Origin of the sequence: Stenotrophomonas sp. (assembly GCF_036662295.1) — a bacterium.
GTDB lineage: Bacteria > Pseudomonadota > Gammaproteobacteria > Xanthomonadales > Xanthomonadaceae > Stenotrophomonas.
Map to the genome: position 1 here is coordinate 18,089 of NZ_JAVWXA010000005.1, position 19,218 is coordinate 37,306.

At 68.8% G+C, this 19,218-nt stretch carries 14 protein-coding genes; 10 read left to right on the top strand and 4 right to left on the bottom strand.

Annotated features, from left to right (window positions below):
* Positions 1 to 17: 17 nt before the first annotated feature.
* From RSA25_RS01845 to RSA25_RS01855, 3 genes are read right to left on the bottom strand one after another with little or no spacing between them, the layout of a single operon-like run.
* On the bottom strand, positions 18 to 503 hold the full coding sequence (locus RSA25_RS01845; RefSeq protein ID WP_332807217.1) for a MaoC/PaaZ C-terminal domain-containing protein: 486 nt from the start codon (positions 501 to 503) through the stop codon (positions 18 to 20).
* On the bottom strand, positions 500 to 1,378 hold the full coding sequence (locus tag RSA25_RS01850; RefSeq protein WP_332807218.1) for an alpha/beta hydrolase: 879 nt from the start codon (positions 1,376 to 1,378) through the stop codon (positions 500 to 502). Before RSA25_RS01850 ends, RSA25_RS01845 begins: the two co-directional genes overlap by 4 nt.
* Before the next feature lie 10 nt (positions 1,379 to 1,388).
* A complete protein-coding gene (locus RSA25_RS01855) occupies positions 1,389 to 3,587 on the bottom strand; it encodes a TonB-dependent receptor (protein WP_332807219.1) in 2,199 nt (732 codons plus the stop codon).
* A 156-nt stretch (positions 3,588 to 3,743) separates the two neighbouring features.
* On the opposite strand from RSA25_RS01855, the gene RSA25_RS01860 reads away from it, so the two are divergent.
* From RSA25_RS01860 to RSA25_RS01875, 4 genes are all read left to right on the top strand, one after another.
* Positions 3,744 to 5,147 (top strand): GntP family permease, encoded by a 1,404-nt coding sequence (locus tag RSA25_RS01860; protein WP_332807220.1) that lies wholly within the window; start codon positions 3,744 to 3,746, stop codon positions 5,145 to 5,147.
* An 84-nt stretch (positions 5,148 to 5,231) separates the two neighbouring features.
* On the top strand, positions 5,232 to 6,236 hold the full coding sequence (locus RSA25_RS01865; protein ID WP_332807221.1) for a PHB depolymerase family esterase: 1,005 nt from the start codon (positions 5,232 to 5,234) through the stop codon (positions 6,234 to 6,236).
* Positions 6,237 to 6,590: 354 nt separating this feature from the next.
* Positions 6,591 to 9,188 (top strand): ATP-binding protein, encoded by a 2,598-nt coding sequence (locus RSA25_RS01870; RefSeq protein WP_332807222.1) that lies wholly within the window; start codon positions 6,591 to 6,593, stop codon positions 9,186 to 9,188.
* Between the two features lie 46 nt (positions 9,189 to 9,234).
* A complete protein-coding gene (locus RSA25_RS01875) occupies positions 9,235 to 12,600 on the top strand; it encodes a response regulator (protein ID WP_332807223.1) in 3,366 nt (1,121 codons plus the stop codon).
* A gap of 11 nt (positions 12,601 to 12,611) precedes the next feature.
* Here RSA25_RS01875 and RSA25_RS01880 read toward each other — a convergent pair whose 3' ends face one another.
* The gene (locus RSA25_RS01880; protein ID WP_332807224.1) at positions 12,612 to 13,271 is read right to left on the bottom strand and encodes a response regulator; all 660 of its coding nucleotides are present in this window, start codon (positions 13,269 to 13,271) and stop codon (positions 12,612 to 12,614) included.
* Positions 13,272 to 13,387: 116 nt separating this feature from the next.
* On the opposite strand from RSA25_RS01880, the gene RSA25_RS01885 reads away from it, so the two are divergent.
* The 6 genes from RSA25_RS01885 to RSA25_RS01910 form a co-directional block, all read left to right on the top strand.
* Positions 13,388 to 14,077 (top strand): response regulator transcription factor, encoded by a 690-nt coding sequence (locus tag RSA25_RS01885; RefSeq protein WP_332807225.1) that lies wholly within the window; start codon positions 13,388 to 13,390, stop codon positions 14,075 to 14,077.
* Positions 14,078 to 14,175: 98 nt separating this feature from the next.
* A complete protein-coding gene (locus tag RSA25_RS01890) occupies positions 14,176 to 14,340 on the top strand; it encodes a hypothetical protein (protein WP_332807226.1) in 165 nt (54 codons plus the stop codon).
* A gap of 227 nt (positions 14,341 to 14,567) precedes the next feature.
* The gene (locus tag RSA25_RS01895) at positions 14,568 to 15,131 is read left to right on the top strand and encodes a fimbrial protein (protein WP_332807227.1); all 564 of its coding nucleotides are present in this window, start codon (positions 14,568 to 14,570) and stop codon (positions 15,129 to 15,131) included.
* 64 nt (positions 15,132 to 15,195) lie between these two features.
* Complete coding sequence (locus RSA25_RS01900) at positions 15,196 to 15,936, top strand: fimbria/pilus periplasmic chaperone (protein WP_332807228.1); 741 nt, start codon at positions 15,196 to 15,198, stop codon at positions 15,934 to 15,936.
* 51 nt (positions 15,937 to 15,987) lie between these two features.
* On the top strand, positions 15,988 to 18,684 hold the full coding sequence (locus RSA25_RS01905) for a fimbria/pilus outer membrane usher protein (protein ID WP_332807229.1): 2,697 nt from the start codon (positions 15,988 to 15,990) through the stop codon (positions 18,682 to 18,684).
* Positions 18,681 to 19,218, top strand: a 538-nt coding sequence (locus tag RSA25_RS01910) for a hypothetical protein (RefSeq protein WP_332807230.1), incomplete at its 3' end; no start/stop codon positions are given. The genes RSA25_RS01905 and RSA25_RS01910, both read left to right, overlap by 4 nt.

A 19,218-nucleotide genomic window follows, 5' to 3' on the forward strand; every position in this document is an offset into this window, starting at 1 on the left:
CGCGGCCGGGCAGGGGACTAGGCGCCGAGCACGATCAGCGACAGCTGCTCGGCCACCACCGCGACCTCGCCGCTAGGCACTGTTTCCACCTGCTTGCGCTGGGTCAGCAGCCACTGCCCGGGCGTGCGCGGCGCGAGGGACACCAGCCGCGAGCGCACCTGCACCTGCGTACCGCTGGGCACCGGCGCCAGGAAGCGCACCTTGTTCAACCCGTAGTTGAGCACGTGCGCGATGCCGGGGAAGCCGGCCAGCGCGGCCACGTCGTCTTCCACGGTGAGCGCAAGCAGCAGGAACCCATGGGCGATGGTCTGCCCGCCGGGCAACTGCGCCTGCGCACGCGCCGGGTCCACGTGGATCCAGTTGTGGTCACCGGTGGCCGCGGCGAAGGCATCGATGCGCGATTGCGCCACGCAGGTGCTGGCGCCAAGCCGTTCATCGGCCGCCCAGCGCTGCAGCGCCTGCAGCGCCGGTGGCAGCACGGTCACCGTTGCGTCGGCGCTCACGGCACGCGATCCAGCAAGGCCAGGATCGCCTCGCGTGCCACCGGCTCGGACAGCATCGGCGCATGGCCCACCTCCGGCACCTCGACCAGGCGGGCATGCGCGGAGGTGGCCACCATCTGCCGCGCCACGTCGGCGGGCAGGATGTCCGACAACGCCCCGCGCACCACCAGCACCGGTGCCGCGGCGGTGAGCGTGCGCACCGCGCGCCACAGCACCGGGCGCAGCAACCACAGCACCCAGGGCCGCGTGGTGCGCACCACCGCCGGGTCGTAGTCCAGCTCCAGCTGCCCGTCTTCGCGCGCACGGAAAGTACGCGCCACCATGGCCCGCCAATCTTCGGCGGTGAAACGCGGGAAGGCGGCCTTGCCGATCGATTCCAGGTAGGCGGCGGCCTGCTCCGGCGCCATCGGTGGCAGCGGCTTGCCGGCGTACTTGCCGATCCGGGCCAGGGCCTGGCGGGGCACCTTGGGACCGGCATCGTTGAGCACCGCCGCGGCGATGTGCCCGGGCGCGTGCGAGGCGAGGGTGATGGTGACCAGCACGCCCAGCGAGGTGCCGATGAACACCGCCTTGTCGATGTGCTGCGAGGCCAGCAGGGCGAGCATGTCGTCGGCATAGGCGCGGGGGTTGTAGCCAGCAGGGTCCGCTGCCCGTTGCGAACCAGCGCGCCCGCGCAGGTCCACCGCCAGCACGCGCCAGCCGGCGGCCGTGAGTGTTACCGCCAGCGCATCGAAGTCGGCGGCATTGCGGGTGAGTCCCGGAATGCACACCACCGTACCGCCCACCGGCTGCGCCGTTGCCGGCGCGTGGTCGCGCGCATGCAGCCGCAGGCCGTCGCGGCTGTTCCAGTACAGGTCCTGGTAAGACGGCGTCATGCAGGGGTTCCTAGAAGTCGTAACGGACACTGAGGCTATATTGGCGCGGCGGTCCGTAGAAACCAATCAGCGTGCCGACCGCGGGAATGTTGTAGCCGGTGGTGCGGTACTGCTTGTCGGCCAGGTTGGTGCCCTGCAGCGAGAACGTCCAGGCATCATCCAGCCGCCAGATCACGCCGGCGTTGAGCAGCCCGTAACCGTCCTGGCGGATGACCGGGCTGAGATCGGTGGTCGGCCACACCTCGGTCTGGTAGCTGTAGCTCACCCGTGCGGACAGGTTGCCGCCGTTGGCCAGCTCGGTGCGGTATTCCACGTTGAGTGCCCCGGAGAAATCCGGTGCGTTGGTGAACCTCATCTGGTCGGCCACGTTGCGGCCGCGGTCCATGTACTCGTCATAACGGGTATCCAGCCAGGCCAGGTTGCCCGAGATCAGCCAGTGCGCGCTGGGCAGGTACTGGTACTCGATCTCCAGCCCGTTGACGGTGCCGGCGCCGGCATTGGTGAAGTCGCCGAAGAAGCCATCGTCGATGCCGTCGCCATTGGTGTCGATGCCGGTGAACACCGACAGCTGGATGTCCTTGTACTTGTTGTGGAACACCGACAGGTTGAGGAACAGGCGCTGGTCCAGGAATGCCATCTTGCTGCCCACCTCGATGCTGTCCACGGTTTCATCGTCGAACGGCTCGGCCGAGCGCGGCACCGCCACGGCGTTGGCGCGGATGTTGTAGCCGCCGGACTTGAAGCCGCGCGTGGCCAGCCCGTACACCATGATGTCCGGGGTGATCTGGTAGTCCAGCGAGACCTTGGGCGACACGTTGGAGAAGTTGGTCTTCTTGTCGAAGTCCGCGGTCACCGCCACCGGGCGGGTGAAGGTCGCATCCGAATAGAGGCGGTTGAGCACGATGGCGCGTTTGTCCTCGTCGGTATAGCGGGCGCCCAGGTCGAGCTTGAGCTTGCTGGTCAGGTCGATGGTCCAGTCGGCGTACAGCGCGATGCTGTCGGTGAGCACCTTGCCCTGGTTGTCGGCGAACTGCGCGCTGAAATAGTTGTTGCGGATCTGCCCCCCGGCGTCGCCGCTGAACTGGTACAGGCCGACCACGCCACGCACGCGGCCACCGGCATCGTAATTGAGTTGCACCTCGTTGCTGACCTGGCTGTCGGCATAGGTGCCGCTGACGTCGGCCAGCCTGACCGGCGTGCTGTCGAAATCGATGTTGCCGTCGCTGTCCGATTCGCGCTTGGCCAGCACGTACTTGACCGCGATGTCCTCGTTGGGCCGCCAGTTCAGCGTGGCCGAGGCGCCCTTGGTCTCCACGTTGTTGAGGTTGCGCATGCCCGAGCGGATGTCGTAGCGGTCATCCATCGGCGGATACGCCGGGGTGAACGGGTTGGGCGCCAGCATCTTCGAGCCGCGCATGCCGGACTGGTCGTCGATCCAGTCCAGGGCGAACTGCGCGTCGAACACGTCCCCGGCATAGGCACCCAGGTTCAGGCGTGCGGCGTTGATCTGCTTGTCGCTGACCGGCTGGCCGGTGAACGTGTTCTCGCCGAAGCCATCACGATTCATGCTGGCCACCGCCACGCGGGCGCGCAGGCCGCTGTCCGGCCCGCCCAGCGGCCCGCCGATGCCTGCCTTGGCATCCAGTTGGTTGTAGTTGCCCACGGTGACCTGTGCGAACCCTTCGGTCTGGGTGGGCAGGCCCCGGGAGATGTACTTGATCGCCCCGCCAATGGTGTTCTTACCGTACAGGGTGCCCTGCGGGCCGCGCAGCACCTCGATGCGCGAGACGTCGAACACGTCCAGCAACGCGCCCTGCGGCCGGGCGATGTAGACGTCGTCCAGGTAGATGCCCACGCCCGGGTCGGCGCCCCAGGTGGGGTCGGACTGGCCGATGCCACGGATGTAGGCGGTGACCGTGCTGCTGGCCCCGCGTGCGGCGTAGATGGTGAGGTTGGGCACCTGTCCGTCGAGGTCGCCGATGTCCTGCACGTTCATCTTGTCCAGCGCTTCGGCGGTGAACGCGGTGACCGCGACCGGCACTTCCTGCAGGGTTTCCTCGCGCTTGCGCGCGGTCACGATGATGCTGTCCAGGTTGGTGGCCGAGGCGGCCTTGGCGGCCGGCGGCGCGGTCCCGGCGGCGTCCTGCGCCATCACCGGACCGGTGGCCAGCAGCGTGCCGATCATCAGGCTCAAACAATTCCGTTTCATTCCGTCCTCCCCAGGGCATGTCCGTTGCGGATGGCCCTTTGCCACCCCTGCAGCCTAGGCTAGCGGCGCACCGGCAAGGCGGCGAGTGGACCTAGGTCCAGTCGGCAGCAGCGGCCAGATCCGGATACTGGCCCCATCGCCAGCAGGAAGCGCCGTATGTCGTTGCTGATCGTCCTCGCCGCACTGGGCTTCCTCATCCTGGTGGCCTACCGCGGCTACAGCGTGATCCTGTTCGCCCCGGTCGCCGCGCTCGGTGCGGTGCTGCTGACCGACCCGGCGCTAGTGGCGCCCATGTTCACTGGTGTGTTCATGGACAGGATGGTCGGCTTCCTCAAGCTGTACTTCCCGGTGTTCCTGCTCGGTGCGGTGTTCGGCAAGCTGATCGAGATCTCCGGCTTTTCCCGGTCGATCGTCGGCGCGGCGATCCGGCTGTTCGGGCCGCAGCGGGCGATGCTGTCCATCGTGCTGGTGTCGGGGCTGCTGACCTATGGCGGGGTGTCGCTGTTCGTGGTGGTGTTCGCGGTGTATCCGTTTGCCGCGGAGATGTTCCGCCAGAACAACATTCCCAAACGCCTGATTCCGGCCACGCTGGGGGTGGGGGGCTTCAGCTTCACCATGGACGCGCTGCCGGGCACGCCGCAGATCCAGAACATCATCCCCACTGCCTTCTTCGGCACCGATACCTGGGCCGCGCCGGTGCTGGGCACGCTGGGCAGCGTGTTCGTGCTGGCCGTCGGCATGGCCTACCTGGAATGGCGCCGCCGCGTCGCCTGGCGCAACGGCGAGGGCTACGGCGATCCGGCCACGCTGGTCAACGAGCCGGTGGCGTTCACCGGCCCGCAACTGGCGCATGCCGGCATCGCCATCCTGCCGTTGGTGCTGGTGTTCGCCGCCAACAAGCTGCTCACCCTGGGCATGCCGCACTGGTATGGCAGCGTGCACAGCCTGGTGCCCTCGGTGATGGGGAATGCCGCGCCGGTGGTGCAGGAGGTGTCGAAGATCGGCGCGATCTGGGCTGTGGTGGGGGCGCTGCTGGTCGGCATCTTCGCGGTGCTGGTACTGGCCTGGCGCCCGGTGGTCACCGGGTTTGCCGAGAGCACCCGCACGGCGATCAGCGGTGCGGTGCTGGCCGCCATGAACACCGCCTCGGAGTATGGCTTCGGTGCGGTGATCGCCGCCTTGCCTGGCTTCATGGTGGTGGCCAACGCCCTGGGCGCGATCAAGGACCCGCTGCTGCACGAAGCGGTCACCGTCACCGGCCTGGCCGGCGTGACCGGCTCCGCATCGGGCGGGATGAGCCTGGCACTGGCGGCGATGGCCGACACCTTCATCGCCAACGCGCAGGCGGCCGGCATCCCGATGGAGGTGCTGCACCGCGTCGCCGCGATGGCCTCCGGCGGCATGGACAGCCTGCCGCACAACGGCGCGGTCATCACCCTGCTGATGGTGACCGGCCTCACTCACCGCCAGGCCTACAAGGACATCTTCGCCGTGACCCTCATCAAGACCGCGGCGGTCTTCGTGGTCATCGGCATCTACTACGCCACCGGCTGGGTTTGAGCGCGGCGTCGCAGCACCCTCGGGAAGGCCGGTCAACGAGGTCCAGTACCCCTTCATCCACGACTCACGCATGAGGATCTGGTCATGACATCTGGAACCGTTTCGATCAAGACGTTGCTGCTCCCGTTGTGCACCTGGCTGGTCGCCGCCGGCAGCGCCTTGGCCGCCGGTACGCCCGGGCATTGGGACATCGGCCTGTATGGCAACGCCTTCGGCAGCCGCGAGTACCAGGTCTGGGTGCCGGCGGACTACGAGGACACCCGGCCATTGCCGCTGCTGCTGGTGCTGCATGGCTGCGTGACCGGCCCCAACCTGATGGGCGAGGCGTCCGGCTTCAACGACGTGGCCGATACCGAAGGCTTCATCGTGGTCTACCCGCGCCAGAACGTCACGTCCAACCCGGCGCGCTGCTGGAACTGGCAGTTGCCGGTCAACCAGGCGCGCGGCAGCGGCGAGGCCTCGATCCTGGCCGGCATCGTGGACGCGGTGAAGGCCGGCTACAGCGTGGATGCGCGCCGGGTGTACGTCACCGGGATTTCCGCCGGCGGGGCGATGACCTCGATCATGCTGGCCTGCTACTCGGACGTGTTCGCGGCAGGCGCCATCCATGCCGGCGGCATGTACAAGGGCGCGACCACGATCTCCGGCAGCGCCTACGCCCTGGTGGCCGGCAGCATCTACTCACCGGACAGCAACGGCCGTCTGGCCTGGCAATGCGCCGGCTCGCCGTCGCCGCGACCGCTGCCGGTGCTGGTGTTCCATGGCACCGCCGATGCCACCGTCAACCCGGTGAACGGGCAGCAGGCCGTGCGCCAGTTCCTGCAGACCAACGACCTGGCCGACGACGGCCTGGACAACGACTCGGTGAAGTACGTCCCCACCAGCACCGTCCATGCGCAGGTGCCCGGCGGCCGCGCCTACACGGTGGACACCTATGTGTACGGCGGCCGGACGCTGGCCCAGCATTACGTGGTGCAAGGGATGGGGCACGCCTGGAGCGGCAGCCAGTCCGGGTTGCCGTTTACCGACCCGAAGGGCCCCGATGCCACGTTGATCACCTGGTTGTTCCTCAAGGGCAACCAGCGCTGAGGCAAGGGGAGGGCGGGAAGCGCGCGGACGCGTGCGTGATGTGGCCGGTAATCCGCAGTAGACCCGGCGGCCCCTCTCCCTCGCTCCACCCGGGCCATATCCGTCACCGCGTGGCGCGGTGAGCCCACCGGGCCGTCCAGCGCGCCCACCGCCAGGCGAAGTCGGACCAGTCCTATTGGGGGGGTAGGCAGGCGGGGATAGCCTCGCCGAATCTGCCCCCACCGCTTCCGGACCCCGGGAAACGCCGCGTCGCCTCTGGTCGCCGCCGGGTTTCCTTCCCCTCGCATGAACTGGCCCCCCCTCCGCCCCTTCCTACAGCTGTCCCGCGCACTTGCAGGCGACGAGGACTGCGACGTGAGCGCGCTGCGCCGCAACCAGCGTCGCGTCCTGCTGGGGGGCGGGTGCCTGCTCAGCCTGGCCATTGCCGCCGGGATGGTGGCGCTGGTGTTGCTGCAGGCGAGCGGATTCCAGACGCGACGGATGGAGGCACTGCAGCGCAGTCATGCCGCCGTGGAGGCGCACCTGGTGGCCGCCGATGCCGCACACCGGCGCATGTTGAACATGGCCGAGTACGCGTGGCGGCATCGCCCCGACAGCGATGCCGCCACACGCCTGGCCGAGCGCAAGCGCTATCTGGATGGCGGGCAAAGGATGATCGTCGAGGCCGGTCCGGAGAGTGCGCCGCACATGGTGCTGGGCGTTGGCACCGACGCCTGGCCGGTTGCCCGGCTCGATCGCTATCTCACGCTGGCCCATTCGCTGTCGGTGATCCGCCGGTTGAGCGCTTCCGATGTCGAGCCGGCGGCCGGCATCACCGGCTTCTTCTTCGACCCCACCCGACACTTCCTGGTCCTTGGCGACGGCCTGACCGAACAGCGCTTGCTGGCTGCCACCGGCGCGTCGCACCGCGCCCAACTGTTCCAGCGCCTGCAGCAGCTGTCCTTGCCGCCGGTCATCAGCGGCAGCGCCGGGGTGCCTGCCACCGAAGCCCCCATGCAGGTGGCCCTGGTACACCATCCGCTCACCGGGGCGGCGTCCATCGCCGTACGTCTGGTCGCACACGACAGGCGAGGGGCGATCGGCACCTTCGTGACGCTGGAGCCGACCGCTCGGTTGGCGCACGTGATGGCGTCCACCGATCACGGTGCTTCGATGGTCATCACCGCCGACGGCCGCACCGTGGCCGGCACACCCGGTACCGCGCTGCCGCCGACGGCGGTGATGCGCACCCTGCGGGGTGGCGAGCCGCGTGCCGAGGCCATGCTGGCCGCGCGCCAGGGCCTGCGCTTCTACCAGGCGCTGCCGATCGCCGGAACCGACTGGTTGCTGGTCAGCACCTACTGCGCGGCGGACATCCTCCGCGATGGCTGGCGCGTGTACCTGGCCACGCTGCTGCTGGGCGGCGGCCTGATGCTGGGGCTATGGCTGCTGCTCGCCTGGCTGCATTGGCGCGTGTTCGGGCCGACCTTGGCGCGGGCCGCACGCGTCTACCAGGGCGAGCAGCTCAGCCGCTCGCTCATCCAGCTTTCGCCGGTGGGCCTGTGCCTGATCGATCGCGGTGATGCGAGCGCGGTGCTGCAGAACGACCTGATGCGCGACTATGCGGCCGGCGCCGAGCGCAGCGGGATCCCGCTCTACCGCCACCTGGTGCAGGCTGCCGGGGAATGCGGCTCTGGCGCGGACGCCGCCGGTGCCGCGGTGGAGTTCGAGTTGCCGATCCCGGCCAGCGACAACGCGCCCGCCCGGCAGCTGCTGGTGGGCGCGGTCGGGGCGACCTACCAGGGCCGCGACGTGCTGCTCTGCGCGCTGGGCGACCTGAGCGCGCGGGTGGAACTGGAACAGCAGCAGGCGCAGGCGCGCCAGGCCGCCGAGGCGGCGAGCCGTGCCAAGGGCACCTTCCTTGCGACCATGAGCCACGAGATCCGCACGCCCCTGCACGGCATCCTCGGCCATCTCGAACTGCTGGGACGGTCCTCGCTTGATGAGGACCAGCAGGCCCGCCTGCGCCGCATCAACCAGTCGGCCGACGCGCTGCTGCAGATCATCAACGACGTGCTCGATTTCTCCCGTGCCGAATCGGGAAAGCTGGACCTGCAACCGGAAGTGTTCGAGCCCGTCGTGCTGCTCGAGCGGGTGGCCGTGCTGTTCTCGCCGCTGGCCGAGGCCAAGGGACTGGTGCTGGACCTGTCGGTGGACCCGGCAGTGCCGATCCAGGTGCGCGGGCCGCAGGCGCGCATCGAGCAGGTGCTGCGCAATCTGGTCAGCAATGCGGTCAAGTTCACCCTGTCCGGGCGCATCGAGCTGCGGGTCAGGCTGCAGGCCGGCGAAGGGAACGATGCCCTGCAGGTGGAAGTGGCCGACTCGGGCATCGGCCTGAGCCCGCTGCAACTGGAGCGGTTGTTCCAACCCTATGTGCAGGCCGATGCCAGCATCATCAGCCGGTTCGGTGGCTCCGGCCTTGGCCTTTCCCTGTGCCGCGAGCTGTGCCAGCGCATGGGCGGGGAGATCCAGGCGCGCAGCACGCCGGCAGTGGGCAGCGTGTTCACCTTCGTCGTGCCTGTGGAGCGCGTGAGCGGGGTGGCGCCGTTGCCGCTTGCCGGGCGCAGCGTGGTGCTGGCTTCGGCGGCGGCCGGCTGGCGCGACGAACTCCATCGTCGCCTCCAGGCCTGGGGCGCCCAGGTCCAGGCCGTGGCCGATGTGGACCAACTCGGTCGGGACGCAGGCGATGCGAACGCGGCGCTGGTCGTGTTCGAGCGCGGCACGCACGCGTTGCCCGCCGTCGTCGAAGGGCGGTGCCTGGTCCGGGTAAGCGCCAATGGCCCGTTGCGGGCGCAGCGGCGTGGCGGGATGTGGCGCGTATCCTGCTATTCGGGGGAGTCATTGCTGCAGGCACTGCTGGCCCCGGCCCACGCCCCGCCTCGGCTGCTGGCGGTCGGGAAGGGCTTGGACTAGATTCATGCACGGGCGCCACCGCACGACTTCATCAAAGGGCAATGCCATGCATCCGGCCGCACCTGCTCCCCTCGCCAACCAGATCCAGGCCCTGCGCCGGATGCAGCGGCGCCTGCTGTACGGGGGCGGCGGCCTGATCAGCGTGCTGATCCTGTTGACGGCGGTGGCCAGCCTGGTGGGCGGCATCGGCACGTTCCATGCGCGCGAGCAGCAGACCTTCCAGCAGGGGCAGTCCGCGCTGGACTATTTCCTGTTCCAGCGCGACCGCGCCTACGCCTCCAGCATCAACGCCAACGATGCCTTGTGGGTGGACCAGCAGGATGAGTTGAGGCGCCTGGGTGCGCCGTTGCTGGCCACCTTCCAGGCGCAGGGACAGCGGGCGGTGGTACGGGCAGCCGGGCGCGCATCGGTGCCCTGGCTGGTGCTGGGCGATCCGGCCCGACCGGTGCCCGGCGCCGAGCTTGAAGCCTACCTGGGCATGCTGCATGAATATTCGGCTTACACCGCTGCCACCATCACCGCCATGCAGAGCCACGGGCCGATCGCCATGTTCGCCTATGAGCCCAGCGGGCGGCTGCTGGCCGTGGCCGGGGTAGTGGATGAGGCGCAGCTGTTGCAGACGCTGCGCGTGGCCACCCGCGCGCAGGCGTTCGAGGCGCTGATGGCGATGGAGACGGCCGTGCGCGGCCAGGTGCCCGCCCCGGGCCCGGTGGTGAGTGCTGCGCAGGGCCGGCGGTTGGTGTCCTTCCTCGGGGACAACCCGCTCAACGGCCAGACTTCGCTGATCGGGGTGATGACCATGGCGCGCGCGGACGTGCCGTACTTCCGCCGCGTGGTGTTCGAGCCCATCGACAACCTGAAGGAGCGACTGGAGGCGAGCGATCCGGGCAACTACGTGGTGACCACCGGCGATGGGCGGGTGGTGCTGGCCGGTGGCCCGCTCGGCGAATCACCCGCGGCGCTGGCCCCGGTGCTCGAAGACGCGCGACGGGCCACCGGGCTGCGTCATTACCACGACGGCCGCTTCATGCTGAGTGGTTCGTTGCCCGGTGTGGACTGGCACCTCACCCACCTGTATGGCTGGGCGGACCTGTGGCGCGACCAGGCCCCGGCCATCCTGCTGCGCGTGTTCACCGCACTGCTGATCCTGGCGGCGCTGTGGCTGTTGCTGTGGCGGATGGATCGCCGCGTGTTCGCGCCTGCACTGGCCGATGCATCCCGGGTGTACGAAAGCGAGGCGCTGAGCCAGGCCATCATCGGCACCGCCCCGGTGGGCCTGGCGCTGCTGCGCCGGGATGACGGCGCTGCGCTGCTGCAGAACCAGGTGGCGCGCGAGCTGGTGGAGGAGCCCGCCGTGCACGCCGCCGTGCCCGAGCTCTACGCCCAGCTGGTGGCGCACGCGCGCGGCCTGCCCGCCGGCGGCGGTGAATTCAACTGGGCGCTGGATGCCGGCACCGACGATGCCCGCCAGCTGCAGGTCGCCCTTGCCGCAGCCACCTACCAGGACCAGGCGGTGTGGGTCTGCGCGATGCGCGATGCCACCGCGCAGGTGGAACTGCAGCGCACGCTGCAGCAGGCCCGGCAGGATTCGGAGCGTGCGCGCGAAGCGGCCGAGGCCGCCAGCCGTGCCAAGACCGCGTTCGTGGCCATGATGAGCCATGAGATCCGCACGCCCCTCAACGGGGTGCTGGGGCATCTCGAGCTGCTGGCGCGCTCGCCCCTGCAGCCGGACCAGCAGGAGCGGCTGCAGCGGATCCGACTGTCCGCCGATTCGCTGATGGCCATCATCAGCGACGTGCTGGACTTCTCCAAGATCGAAGCGGGCCAGCTGGACATCGAGCCGCTACCGTTCGCGCTGCGCCCGCTGATCGAACAGGCGGCGCTGCTTTATGCGCCGGACGCACAGCGCAAGGACGTGAAGCTGTATTTCGCCATCGATCCGGCGCTGGACGAGGTCTTCATCGGCGATGTCCACCGCATCCGCCAGATCCTCAACAACCTGCTCAGCAACGCCGTCAAGTTCACCGCGTCCGGACGCATCACCGTGCGCGCCGAGCAGGGTGCCGGGGCAGGGCAGGCAACACCGCTGCGCCTGCAGGTCGTGGACTCCGGCATCGGGCTGTCCGAACAACAGGTGGGCACGCTGTTCCGCCCTTTCCAGCAGGGCGATGCAAGCGTCTCCAGGCGCTATGGCGGCAGCGGACTGGGCCTGGCGTTGTGCCAGCAGCTGGCGCAACTGCTGGGTGGGCGCATCCAGGTGCAGAGCACCCTGGGCGTGGGCAGCGTGTTCACCCTCGACGTACCGGTGCAGGCCGCCAGCCCTGAGGCGATCCCCGTCCGCCCTCTGGCCGGCTGCCCCATCGCCCTGTTGTCCTCGGCGCTGGAGTGGCGGCAGGAGATCGGGCACCTGCTGCAGCGCTGGGGGGCGGAGGTGACGGTGCTTGAGCGGCCGCCGGCCGCAGGTGCCATGGGCGCGGTGCTGCTGATCTTCGGCGAGCGCCGTGCCTGGACCGATGAAGAAGAGCAGGCGCTGCTGCCCGGTTACGCCCGCGTGGTGCGCGCCTATCCCAGGGGGCCGCTGTCGCCTGAGCAGCGTGATGATGCGGTGCATGTTTCCTGCTATGCCAGCCCGGCCCTGCTGCAGGCGCTGCGCGGCGACTGGATGCCGGTGGCGGCCCACATCGACGCGCGGAGGATCAGGGCGAGCCAGGCGCGGGGACGGGTCCTGTTGGTGGAGGACAACGCGGTCAATCGCGAGTTGATCCAGCAGCAACTGGAGGAACTGGACTGCCAGGTCGATGCGGCAGAGAACGGGCAGGTGGCGTTGAACGCCTGGCAGGCAGCGACGTGGGATATCGTGATGACCGACATCAACATGCCGGTGCTCGACGGCTACCAGCTGGCACGGGCGCTGCGCGAACGCGGGGAGACACTGCCCATCCTCGCGGTGACCGCCACCGCACTGGCCAGCGAGCGGGAGCGCTGCCGGGCGGCAGGCATCGACGACCTGCTCCTCAAGCCGCTGGACCTGGCCCGGCTGTCGACCATGCTGGACCGCTATCTTCCGGCACTGCCGGCCGCACCTCGGCCACCCCGCGCATCGATGTCCCCCGCAGGGCAGGGCAAGCCGCACAAACTGCGCGCCCTGTTCGTGGAGAGCGGTATCCGCGACCTGGCACAGATGCAGGCAGCCAGCGAGAGCGGCGACGCCGCGGGCTTGCTGTCACAGGTGCATGCGCTCAAAGGCGTGCTGCTGATGATGGGCGAGCAGGCACTGGGCGCGCGCTTTGGTGATGCCGAGCGGCACCTGCGCGACGGCCAGGTGCTGCCGCAGGCGCAGCGCACGGCCTTGCTGTCGGATCTGCACGCGCTGATCGAGGCCTACCGCAGCGGCCTGCAGGAGGACGCGTGAAGCGACTGTCGCTACTCGGTGTCCGGCCGGGGGCCGCGCAGCCCCAGTTCGCTGGCGAACTTGAACAGGTCCGCGTCCTTCTCGATGCCGAGCTTGGCCATCCCGGCCGTCTTCTGGCTGCTGATCGTCTGCTTGCGCCGGTCCAGCCGCGCGGCGATCTCGTTGACACTCAATCCGGACACGAACAGGGCCAATACCTCCTGTTCGCGCGGCGACAGCGAAGCAATGGCGCGCGGCGCCCCCCGGGCAGGCAGCAACTGGGCGATCGACGGCGACAGGTAACGGCGGTTGGCCCATGCCGCGGCGACAGCCGCCGGGACGTGGCTGGCATCGTCGGCCTTGCTCAGGATGTGGTCGATGCCACTGGCGTGCAGGGCCTGGATCATCGCCGGCTGGTCCAGCCCGGTCATCACGATCAGGCGCAGGTGCGGAAAATGCGTGCGCAGGTACTCAAGCAGCTGCAGACCGTCACCAAACGCGCCGCCCGGCATCGCGTAGTCGGTGACCACCACGTCGCACTCGGACTGGTTCAGAAGCGCGACCAGGGCGGACGAATCGCCCACCGCGCCGATGCAGGACAGGGTAGGGGTCTGGTCGATGGCAGCTTCGACGCCCATGCGGATGACCGGATGGTCGTCGGCGATGGCAACGCGGATGATCGGATGGGACATGGGGAAATCCTGCTGGATGGACCGACGAAGATCGCCGCGGATCGCGCGCATCACTATAAGCCAGCCGCCGGCCTTGCAGCAGGCCGTGCAGGACATCATGACACGAGGAACCTCACATGCCTTTGAACATCGTCGTTGCCGATGACCACCCGGTGCTCCTGGCCGGCATGGAGCACCTGCTGAGGGCCGTGCCCACGCTGGCCATCGCCGGGCTGGTGCGCGACTCCACCGAGCTGGTGGACCTGCTCACGCGCACGCCTGTGGACGTGGCGGTCTGCGACTTTTCGATGCCCAACGGCCGTTATGGCGACGGCGTGACGCTGCTGCGCTTCCTGCAGCGTCGCTTTCCGGCCCTGCGTCTGGTGGTGTTGACCGGCATGGAGAGCCCCATCGTGCTGCGCTCGATACAGCATGCCGGGGTAGCGTGCATCGTCAGCAAAAGCGACCCGCTGGAACAGCTCGTGCCGGCCGTGCATGCCGCCAGCCGCGGCGAGGCGTTCATCTCGGCCGAGGTGGCGCGACTGATGGCCGAGGAGACCGCGCAGGACGATGCGCAACCCGGCGAGCCGTTGTCCAAGCGGGAATCGGAAGTGCTGCGGATGTTCGCCGAAGGGCTGGGCGTGAAGCAGATTGCCGACCGCGTGGGGCGCAGCCGCAAGACGATCAGCACGCAGAAAGTGGCGGCGATGCGCAAGCTCGGGTTGCATCGCGACGCGGAGATCTTCGAGTACGCGCTGACCCATGGCCTCGTGCAGGCGTCACAGAATGCACGGGCCGGCGCCGGTGGTGAAGACGCCGAGGACTGATTGCAGACCGGTCCGATGGACGCGCCCGCCTGCATGCCTAGGCTCGAGGGCATCCCCCTGGCTGCGGTGATGCTGTGCCCGCTCAAGACGACCCGCGTTTGACTGCCCTGCTGCTGCACTTCACCCGGCTGCCGGCCACCGTGCAGGCCCGCTTCCTCGAATGCCTGAATCACTACCTGTTTGCCTCGCCGGGCCGACGCAGCCAGTTGCGCCGGCAGTGGGAGCGGCAAGCACCGGCCGACCGGGACATCGGCGGCGCGTAAGCCGCCGGCAGGCCGCCACTGCACGCGCACCTGCAATATCGGCCCGGTCCGATGGAGGCGTTCGGCCCGGATTCCTAGTATCCCTCCCGCAGGTCGCTGAAACGGCCCGCCGGGAAGGATGCCGCTCCCCACGTCTTCCAACCCGTCCCCGGCCCCGCCGTCCTCCCCGGCGGCGGGGTCTTTCTGCCGCCTTGCGCGGATCCCCCTGTGAAGAAGAATCCAACATCATGAAGCGCATCTCGATTGCTTCCGCTGCAACCCTGCTGCTGGCCGCTGGCGCCGCCCATGCCCAATCCTATGGCTCGGGCGTCATCGAGTTCACTGGCGAAGTGACCGACCTGACCTGCACCATTTCCGGTGGCGCAGGCGCCATCGGCACCACCAACATCACCGTGCCGATGGACCCGGTCCAGGCGAACCAGCTGGCCGCCGCCGGCGATATCGCCGGCCTGCACCCGTTCCAGCTGGTCATCGGCGGGCCGGGGCAGGGCACCTGCCAGGACGGCAAGATCGCCGAGTTGTACTTCGACCCGACTGCCGGCCAGGTGGACGCGGGCAACGGCAACCTGCGCAACCAGGAAGCCAACGCGCCGGCAGTCAACACTCAGATCCAGGTGCTCTACAAGAACGCCGTTGTGGACCTGCGCGATCCGTCGTTCAAGACCGATCCGGTGACCATCACCAACAACACCGCCGTGATCGACATGGCCAGCCAGTACGTCGCCGTCAACGGCGCGGCCGCGCCCGGTTTCGTGCAGTCCTATGTCAACTACAAGGTTGTCTACAACTGATGCCGCGTGGGGCTGTCGGCTGATGCCGGCGGCCCCGTGTGCGGCGCCATCCATGAGGTGACCCATGTTTTCCTTCAACCACCTGCTTCAAGTCGGCGTGATCGCCCTCGCCGCGCTGCTGCCCCGTGTGGCCGACGCGTCGGTGGTGATCGGCGGCACCCGTGTCGTCTATCCGGCGCAGGACAAGGAAGTCACGCTCAAATTCATGAACGAAGGCGAGCGCGCCGCGCTCGTCCAGGTGTGGCTGGATGACGGTGACGACCAGTCCACGCCCGATTCGGCAAGGGCCCCGTTTGCGGTCACGCCACCGGTGTTCCGCCTGGACCCGAAGAAGCAGCAGACCGCGCGCATCCTGTTCACCGGTGCCACCTTGCCCGCCGATCGCGAAACGCTGTACTGGCTGAACATGCTGGAGATCCCGCCCAAGGCCGGCGGCAGCGCTGCCAACATCCTGCAGTTCGCCTTCCGTACCCGGATCAAGGTGTTCTACCGCCCGCCGACCCTGGCCGGCGAGCCGGTGCTCGCGCACCAGAAACTGCGATGGTCGCTGCACGCCGCGTCTGGCGGCCTGGTGATGCGCGCGGACAACCCCACGCCATACCACGTCAATTTTGCCAGTGTCGGTCTGTCGGCCAACGGCACTGAAATGGGCATGCAGGGCGGCGGCATGGTGGCACCGTTCGCACAGGCCGACTTCCAGCTGGAGGGCCTCAGCACCCGGCCATCGGGCGAGTTGAAGGGCGCGATCACCGTCATCAACGACTTCGGTGCGCTGGTCCCCACCCAGGTCGCCTTGCAGCCCTGAGCGCGGCGCGTGCCCGGTACGCGCCCCTTCCCGACACAGCGGAGACATCTGATGAACGCCACGACCCGGGCGCCGGGCAACCGCGCCTGCCGCCTGCTGCGTGCCCGGCTGCCGACGCTGGTGGCGATGCTGCTGTTCACCCGCCTGGTGGCCGCCGCCGCTGATGCGGATACCCATGCCGATGCCGACGTCGAAGCGCCGGTCGTGTTCGACGCGGCCTTTCTGCCGGCCGGCGCCTCGGCTCGCCTGGACCTGGCACGCTTCGCCCAGGCGGACTATGTCGCGCCGGGCACCTACCGTGGCGATGTTCGCCTGAATGGACAGTGGCAGGCCCGCACCGACATCATCTTCCGCGACGTGGCGGGCACTTCGCAGCTTTGTCTGGAACCTGAACGCCTCCAAGCCTACGGCGTTGCGCCGGATCGCCTGCTGGCCGCCGCAGACCGTCAGCCGGCGCTGCCGTGGCCAGAGGCGCTGTTCTGCAGCCCCCTGGGGGAGGTGGTCCCCGGTGCGACGGCCGTCTTCGATCCGGGCAACCAGACCCTGGATCTACAGGTGCCCCAGTTGTATCTGCGCAGCGAAGCACGCGGCTACGTAGACCCCGGTCAGTGGGATGCGGGCGTGCCGGCGTTTGCCCTGAGCTACAACGCCAATGCATACCACTCCAACAACGGTGGCGCGGCTCGCTATTCGGGCTTCGTGGGCCTCAACGCCACCGGCCGGGTAGCCGGCTGGCAACTGGTGCACCAAGGTGCAATGACCCTCGGCGGCAGCCAGCCGCAGCGCTATCGCGCCACCGCGGCGTACCTGCAGCACGACATCGTGGCGTGGAAAGCGCAGCTGGTGCTGGGTGATACCGACACCCCTGGCGACATGTTCGAAGGCGTGCGCCTGCGCGGTGCCCGGCTGGGCAGCGATGACCGCATGTTGCCGCAGTCCCGGCGCGGTTTCGCGCCGGTGATCCGCGGCGTGGCCGAGACCAACGCGCGGGTGATCGTGCGCCAGCGCGGCAGCGTGCTGCATGAGGCCAGCGTCGCGCCCGGGCCGTTCGAACTGGACGACCTGTATCCCACCGGGTATGCCGGTGACCTGGAGGTGGAAGTGCGCGAGGCGGACGGTCGCTCGCGCCGCTTCACCGTGCCATATTCGGCGGTGCCGCAGCTGCTGCGCCCGGGTGAGCAGCGTTGGAGCATGTCGGCCGGACGCGTTGATGAAAGCAACCTGCTTTCAGCGCCCCTGCTGTTGCAGGGGCAGTACCAGCGCGGCCTGACCAACGCCCTCAGCACCTACGGCGGCATCGCCGCCGGCCAAGGCTACCGCGCGGCCCTGGCCGGGGCCGCGATCAACACCTCCCTGGGCGCGGTCGCCGCAGATGTGTCGCTGGCCCGAACCGCCTTGCGGGGCCTGCCGTCGATGGGCGGCAGCAGCGTCAGGCTCGCTTACAACCGCAACGTGGTGCAGACCGGCACCGCGTTCGCCGTGGCCGCCTACCGCTACGCCACCCGTGACTACGTGAGCCTGCGCGACTGGGCCTCGCTGCGCGACGCCCACGCACGGGATTGGGGCATCGACGCCGTCGCTCGCCAACGCAACCGCATGGACCTGAGCATGAACCAACAGTTGGGTGAACGCGGCGGGCAGCTGTTTGTGATCGGCACCCGCCGCGATTTCTGGAACGCGCCTGGCCGCCAGCTCGACCTTGGCGTCGGCTACAGCAACCAGTGGAAGGCCTTGAGCTACAGCGTCAACTTCCAGCGCACCCGCGATTCGATCGACTTCAGTCGAAGCTACCTGCAGGACACCATTCCCGGCGATGCGGGACCGGTGGTCCGGGCCCAGGACGCACGGGTGGATAACCGGCTGATGTTGATGGTGTCGCTGCCGTTGGGCAGCTCGCCGCGTGCGCCGCTGGGCAACCTGATGCACACCCGCAGCCGCACTGGCGAACCTGCCACGCAATTGTCGACCAACGGCATTTCCTCACTGGACGACCGTTTCAGCTACGGTGCCACGCTGTCGCGCATCGCGGGCAGCAACAGCGTCGATCTCAACGCCGGCTACCGCGGCGCCCGTGGCCAGTGGGCCGCCAGCATCAGCAACGGCAGCCGTTACACCCAGTTGGGCATGGGCGCCGCCGGTGGCCTGGTCGTGCATGCCGACGGGCTGACCCTGTCCCCGCCGCTGGGTGAAACGGCCGCGCTTGTCCATGCCGCGGGCGCGGCCGGCGCCCGTGTGGAGAATGGGGGCGGTGCGCGCCTGGACAGGCGTGGCTATGCCGTGGTCCCTTTCCTGACGCCGTATCAATTGAACACGCTTTCCATCGACCCCAAAGGCACCGGCTTCGGGGTGGAGCTGATGGAAACCGCACGCAGCGTGGCACCGCGCGCCGGCGCGCTGGTGCGACTTTCCTACAGCACACGCACCAGTCATGGATTGATGGTCGATGCGCGAACCGACGACGGACGGCCCTTGCCGTTCGGCGCGGAGGCGACGGACGCCCAAGGTTCCAGCGTGGGCGTCGTGGGGCAGGGCAGCCGCCTGCTGCTCGCCGGCCTGCAGGCTTCCGGCCCGGTGCAGGTGCAATGGGGCCAGGGCAGCGACGAGCAATGCGTGATGCAGATCGACGTGCCGATCTCGCGCGCGAACGACAGCTACACCGTACTGGAGGCGCGCTGCCGCATGGCCGCCGCGATGCACGCAGAAGCAGGCACGGCGACGCACCCAGCCACCTTGGAGAAAGCACCATGATCCCGATGATGCGGATCGCCCTCGGAGCGCTGGCGCTGCTGCTGGCGACCAGCGCGACCGCCTGGGCGCAGAACTGTCGGCTGGTGGACGGCGACCGGCCCCTGACCAACATCGCCAACCTCAATGGCTCGATCACCGTCGGTCCAGACGTCGCCGTGGGCACTGAGATCTTCCGTGCAACATATTACGCCGGCCCGACCAACCAGATCATCTGTGGGCCGGGGCGGGTCGATCGCATCCGCCAGTACACCGTGCTGCCGTATCGCGCGTCCAGCTATGTGCACCCCAGTTACGGCACGGTCTACGAAACCAACGTTCCCGGCGTCGGTGTCGCGGTGTGGTTCAGCGGCCGGGGGTTTCCGATCGTCTCCGACGGCGAGACCAACCTGCCGCCTCCGGCAGCGTTCCTGCTATCGCCGGTGCAATCCTACGACGTGAGCCTGATCAAGATCGGGCCGATCAGCCCCGGCACGGTGACCAGCGCCAGCCTGCCCCAGTTCGAGTACCGCATGACGGGCGCAAACCAGAGCGTGC

Excerpts from the sequence above, each read along its gene's own strand:
- RSA25_RS01905 (WP_332807229.1), top strand. The coding sequence starts at position 15,988 with ATGAACGCCACGACCCGGGCGCCGGGCAACCGCGCCTGCCGCCTGCTG.
- RSA25_RS01885 (WP_332807225.1), top strand. The coding sequence starts at position 13,388 with ATGCCTTTGAACATCGTCGTTGCCGATGACCACCCGGTGCTCCTGGCC.
- RSA25_RS01880 (WP_332807224.1), bottom strand. The coding sequence starts at position 13,271 with ATGTCCCATCCGATCATCCGCGTTGCCATCGCCGACGACCATCCGGTC.
- RSA25_RS01875 (WP_332807223.1), top strand. The coding sequence starts at position 9,235 with ATGCATCCGGCCGCACCTGCTCCCCTCGCCAACCAGATCCAGGCCCTG.
- RSA25_RS01860 (WP_332807220.1), top strand. The coding sequence starts at position 3,744 with ATGTCGTTGCTGATCGTCCTCGCCGCACTGGGCTTCCTCATCCTGGTG.
- RSA25_RS01900 (WP_332807228.1), top strand. The coding sequence starts at position 15,196 with ATGTTTTCCTTCAACCACCTGCTTCAAGTCGGCGTGATCGCCCTCGCC.
- RSA25_RS01895 (WP_332807227.1), top strand. The coding sequence starts at position 14,568 with ATGAAGCGCATCTCGATTGCTTCCGCTGCAACCCTGCTGCTGGCCGCT.
- RSA25_RS01865 (WP_332807221.1), top strand. The coding sequence starts at position 5,232 with ATGACATCTGGAACCGTTTCGATCAAGACGTTGCTGCTCCCGTTGTGC.
- RSA25_RS01855 (WP_332807219.1), bottom strand. The coding sequence starts at position 3,587 with ATGAAACGGAATTGTTTGAGCCTGATGATCGGCACGCTGCTGGCCACC.
- RSA25_RS01850 (WP_332807218.1), bottom strand. The coding sequence starts at position 1,378 with ATGACGCCGTCTTACCAGGACCTGTACTGGAACAGCCGCGACGGCCTG.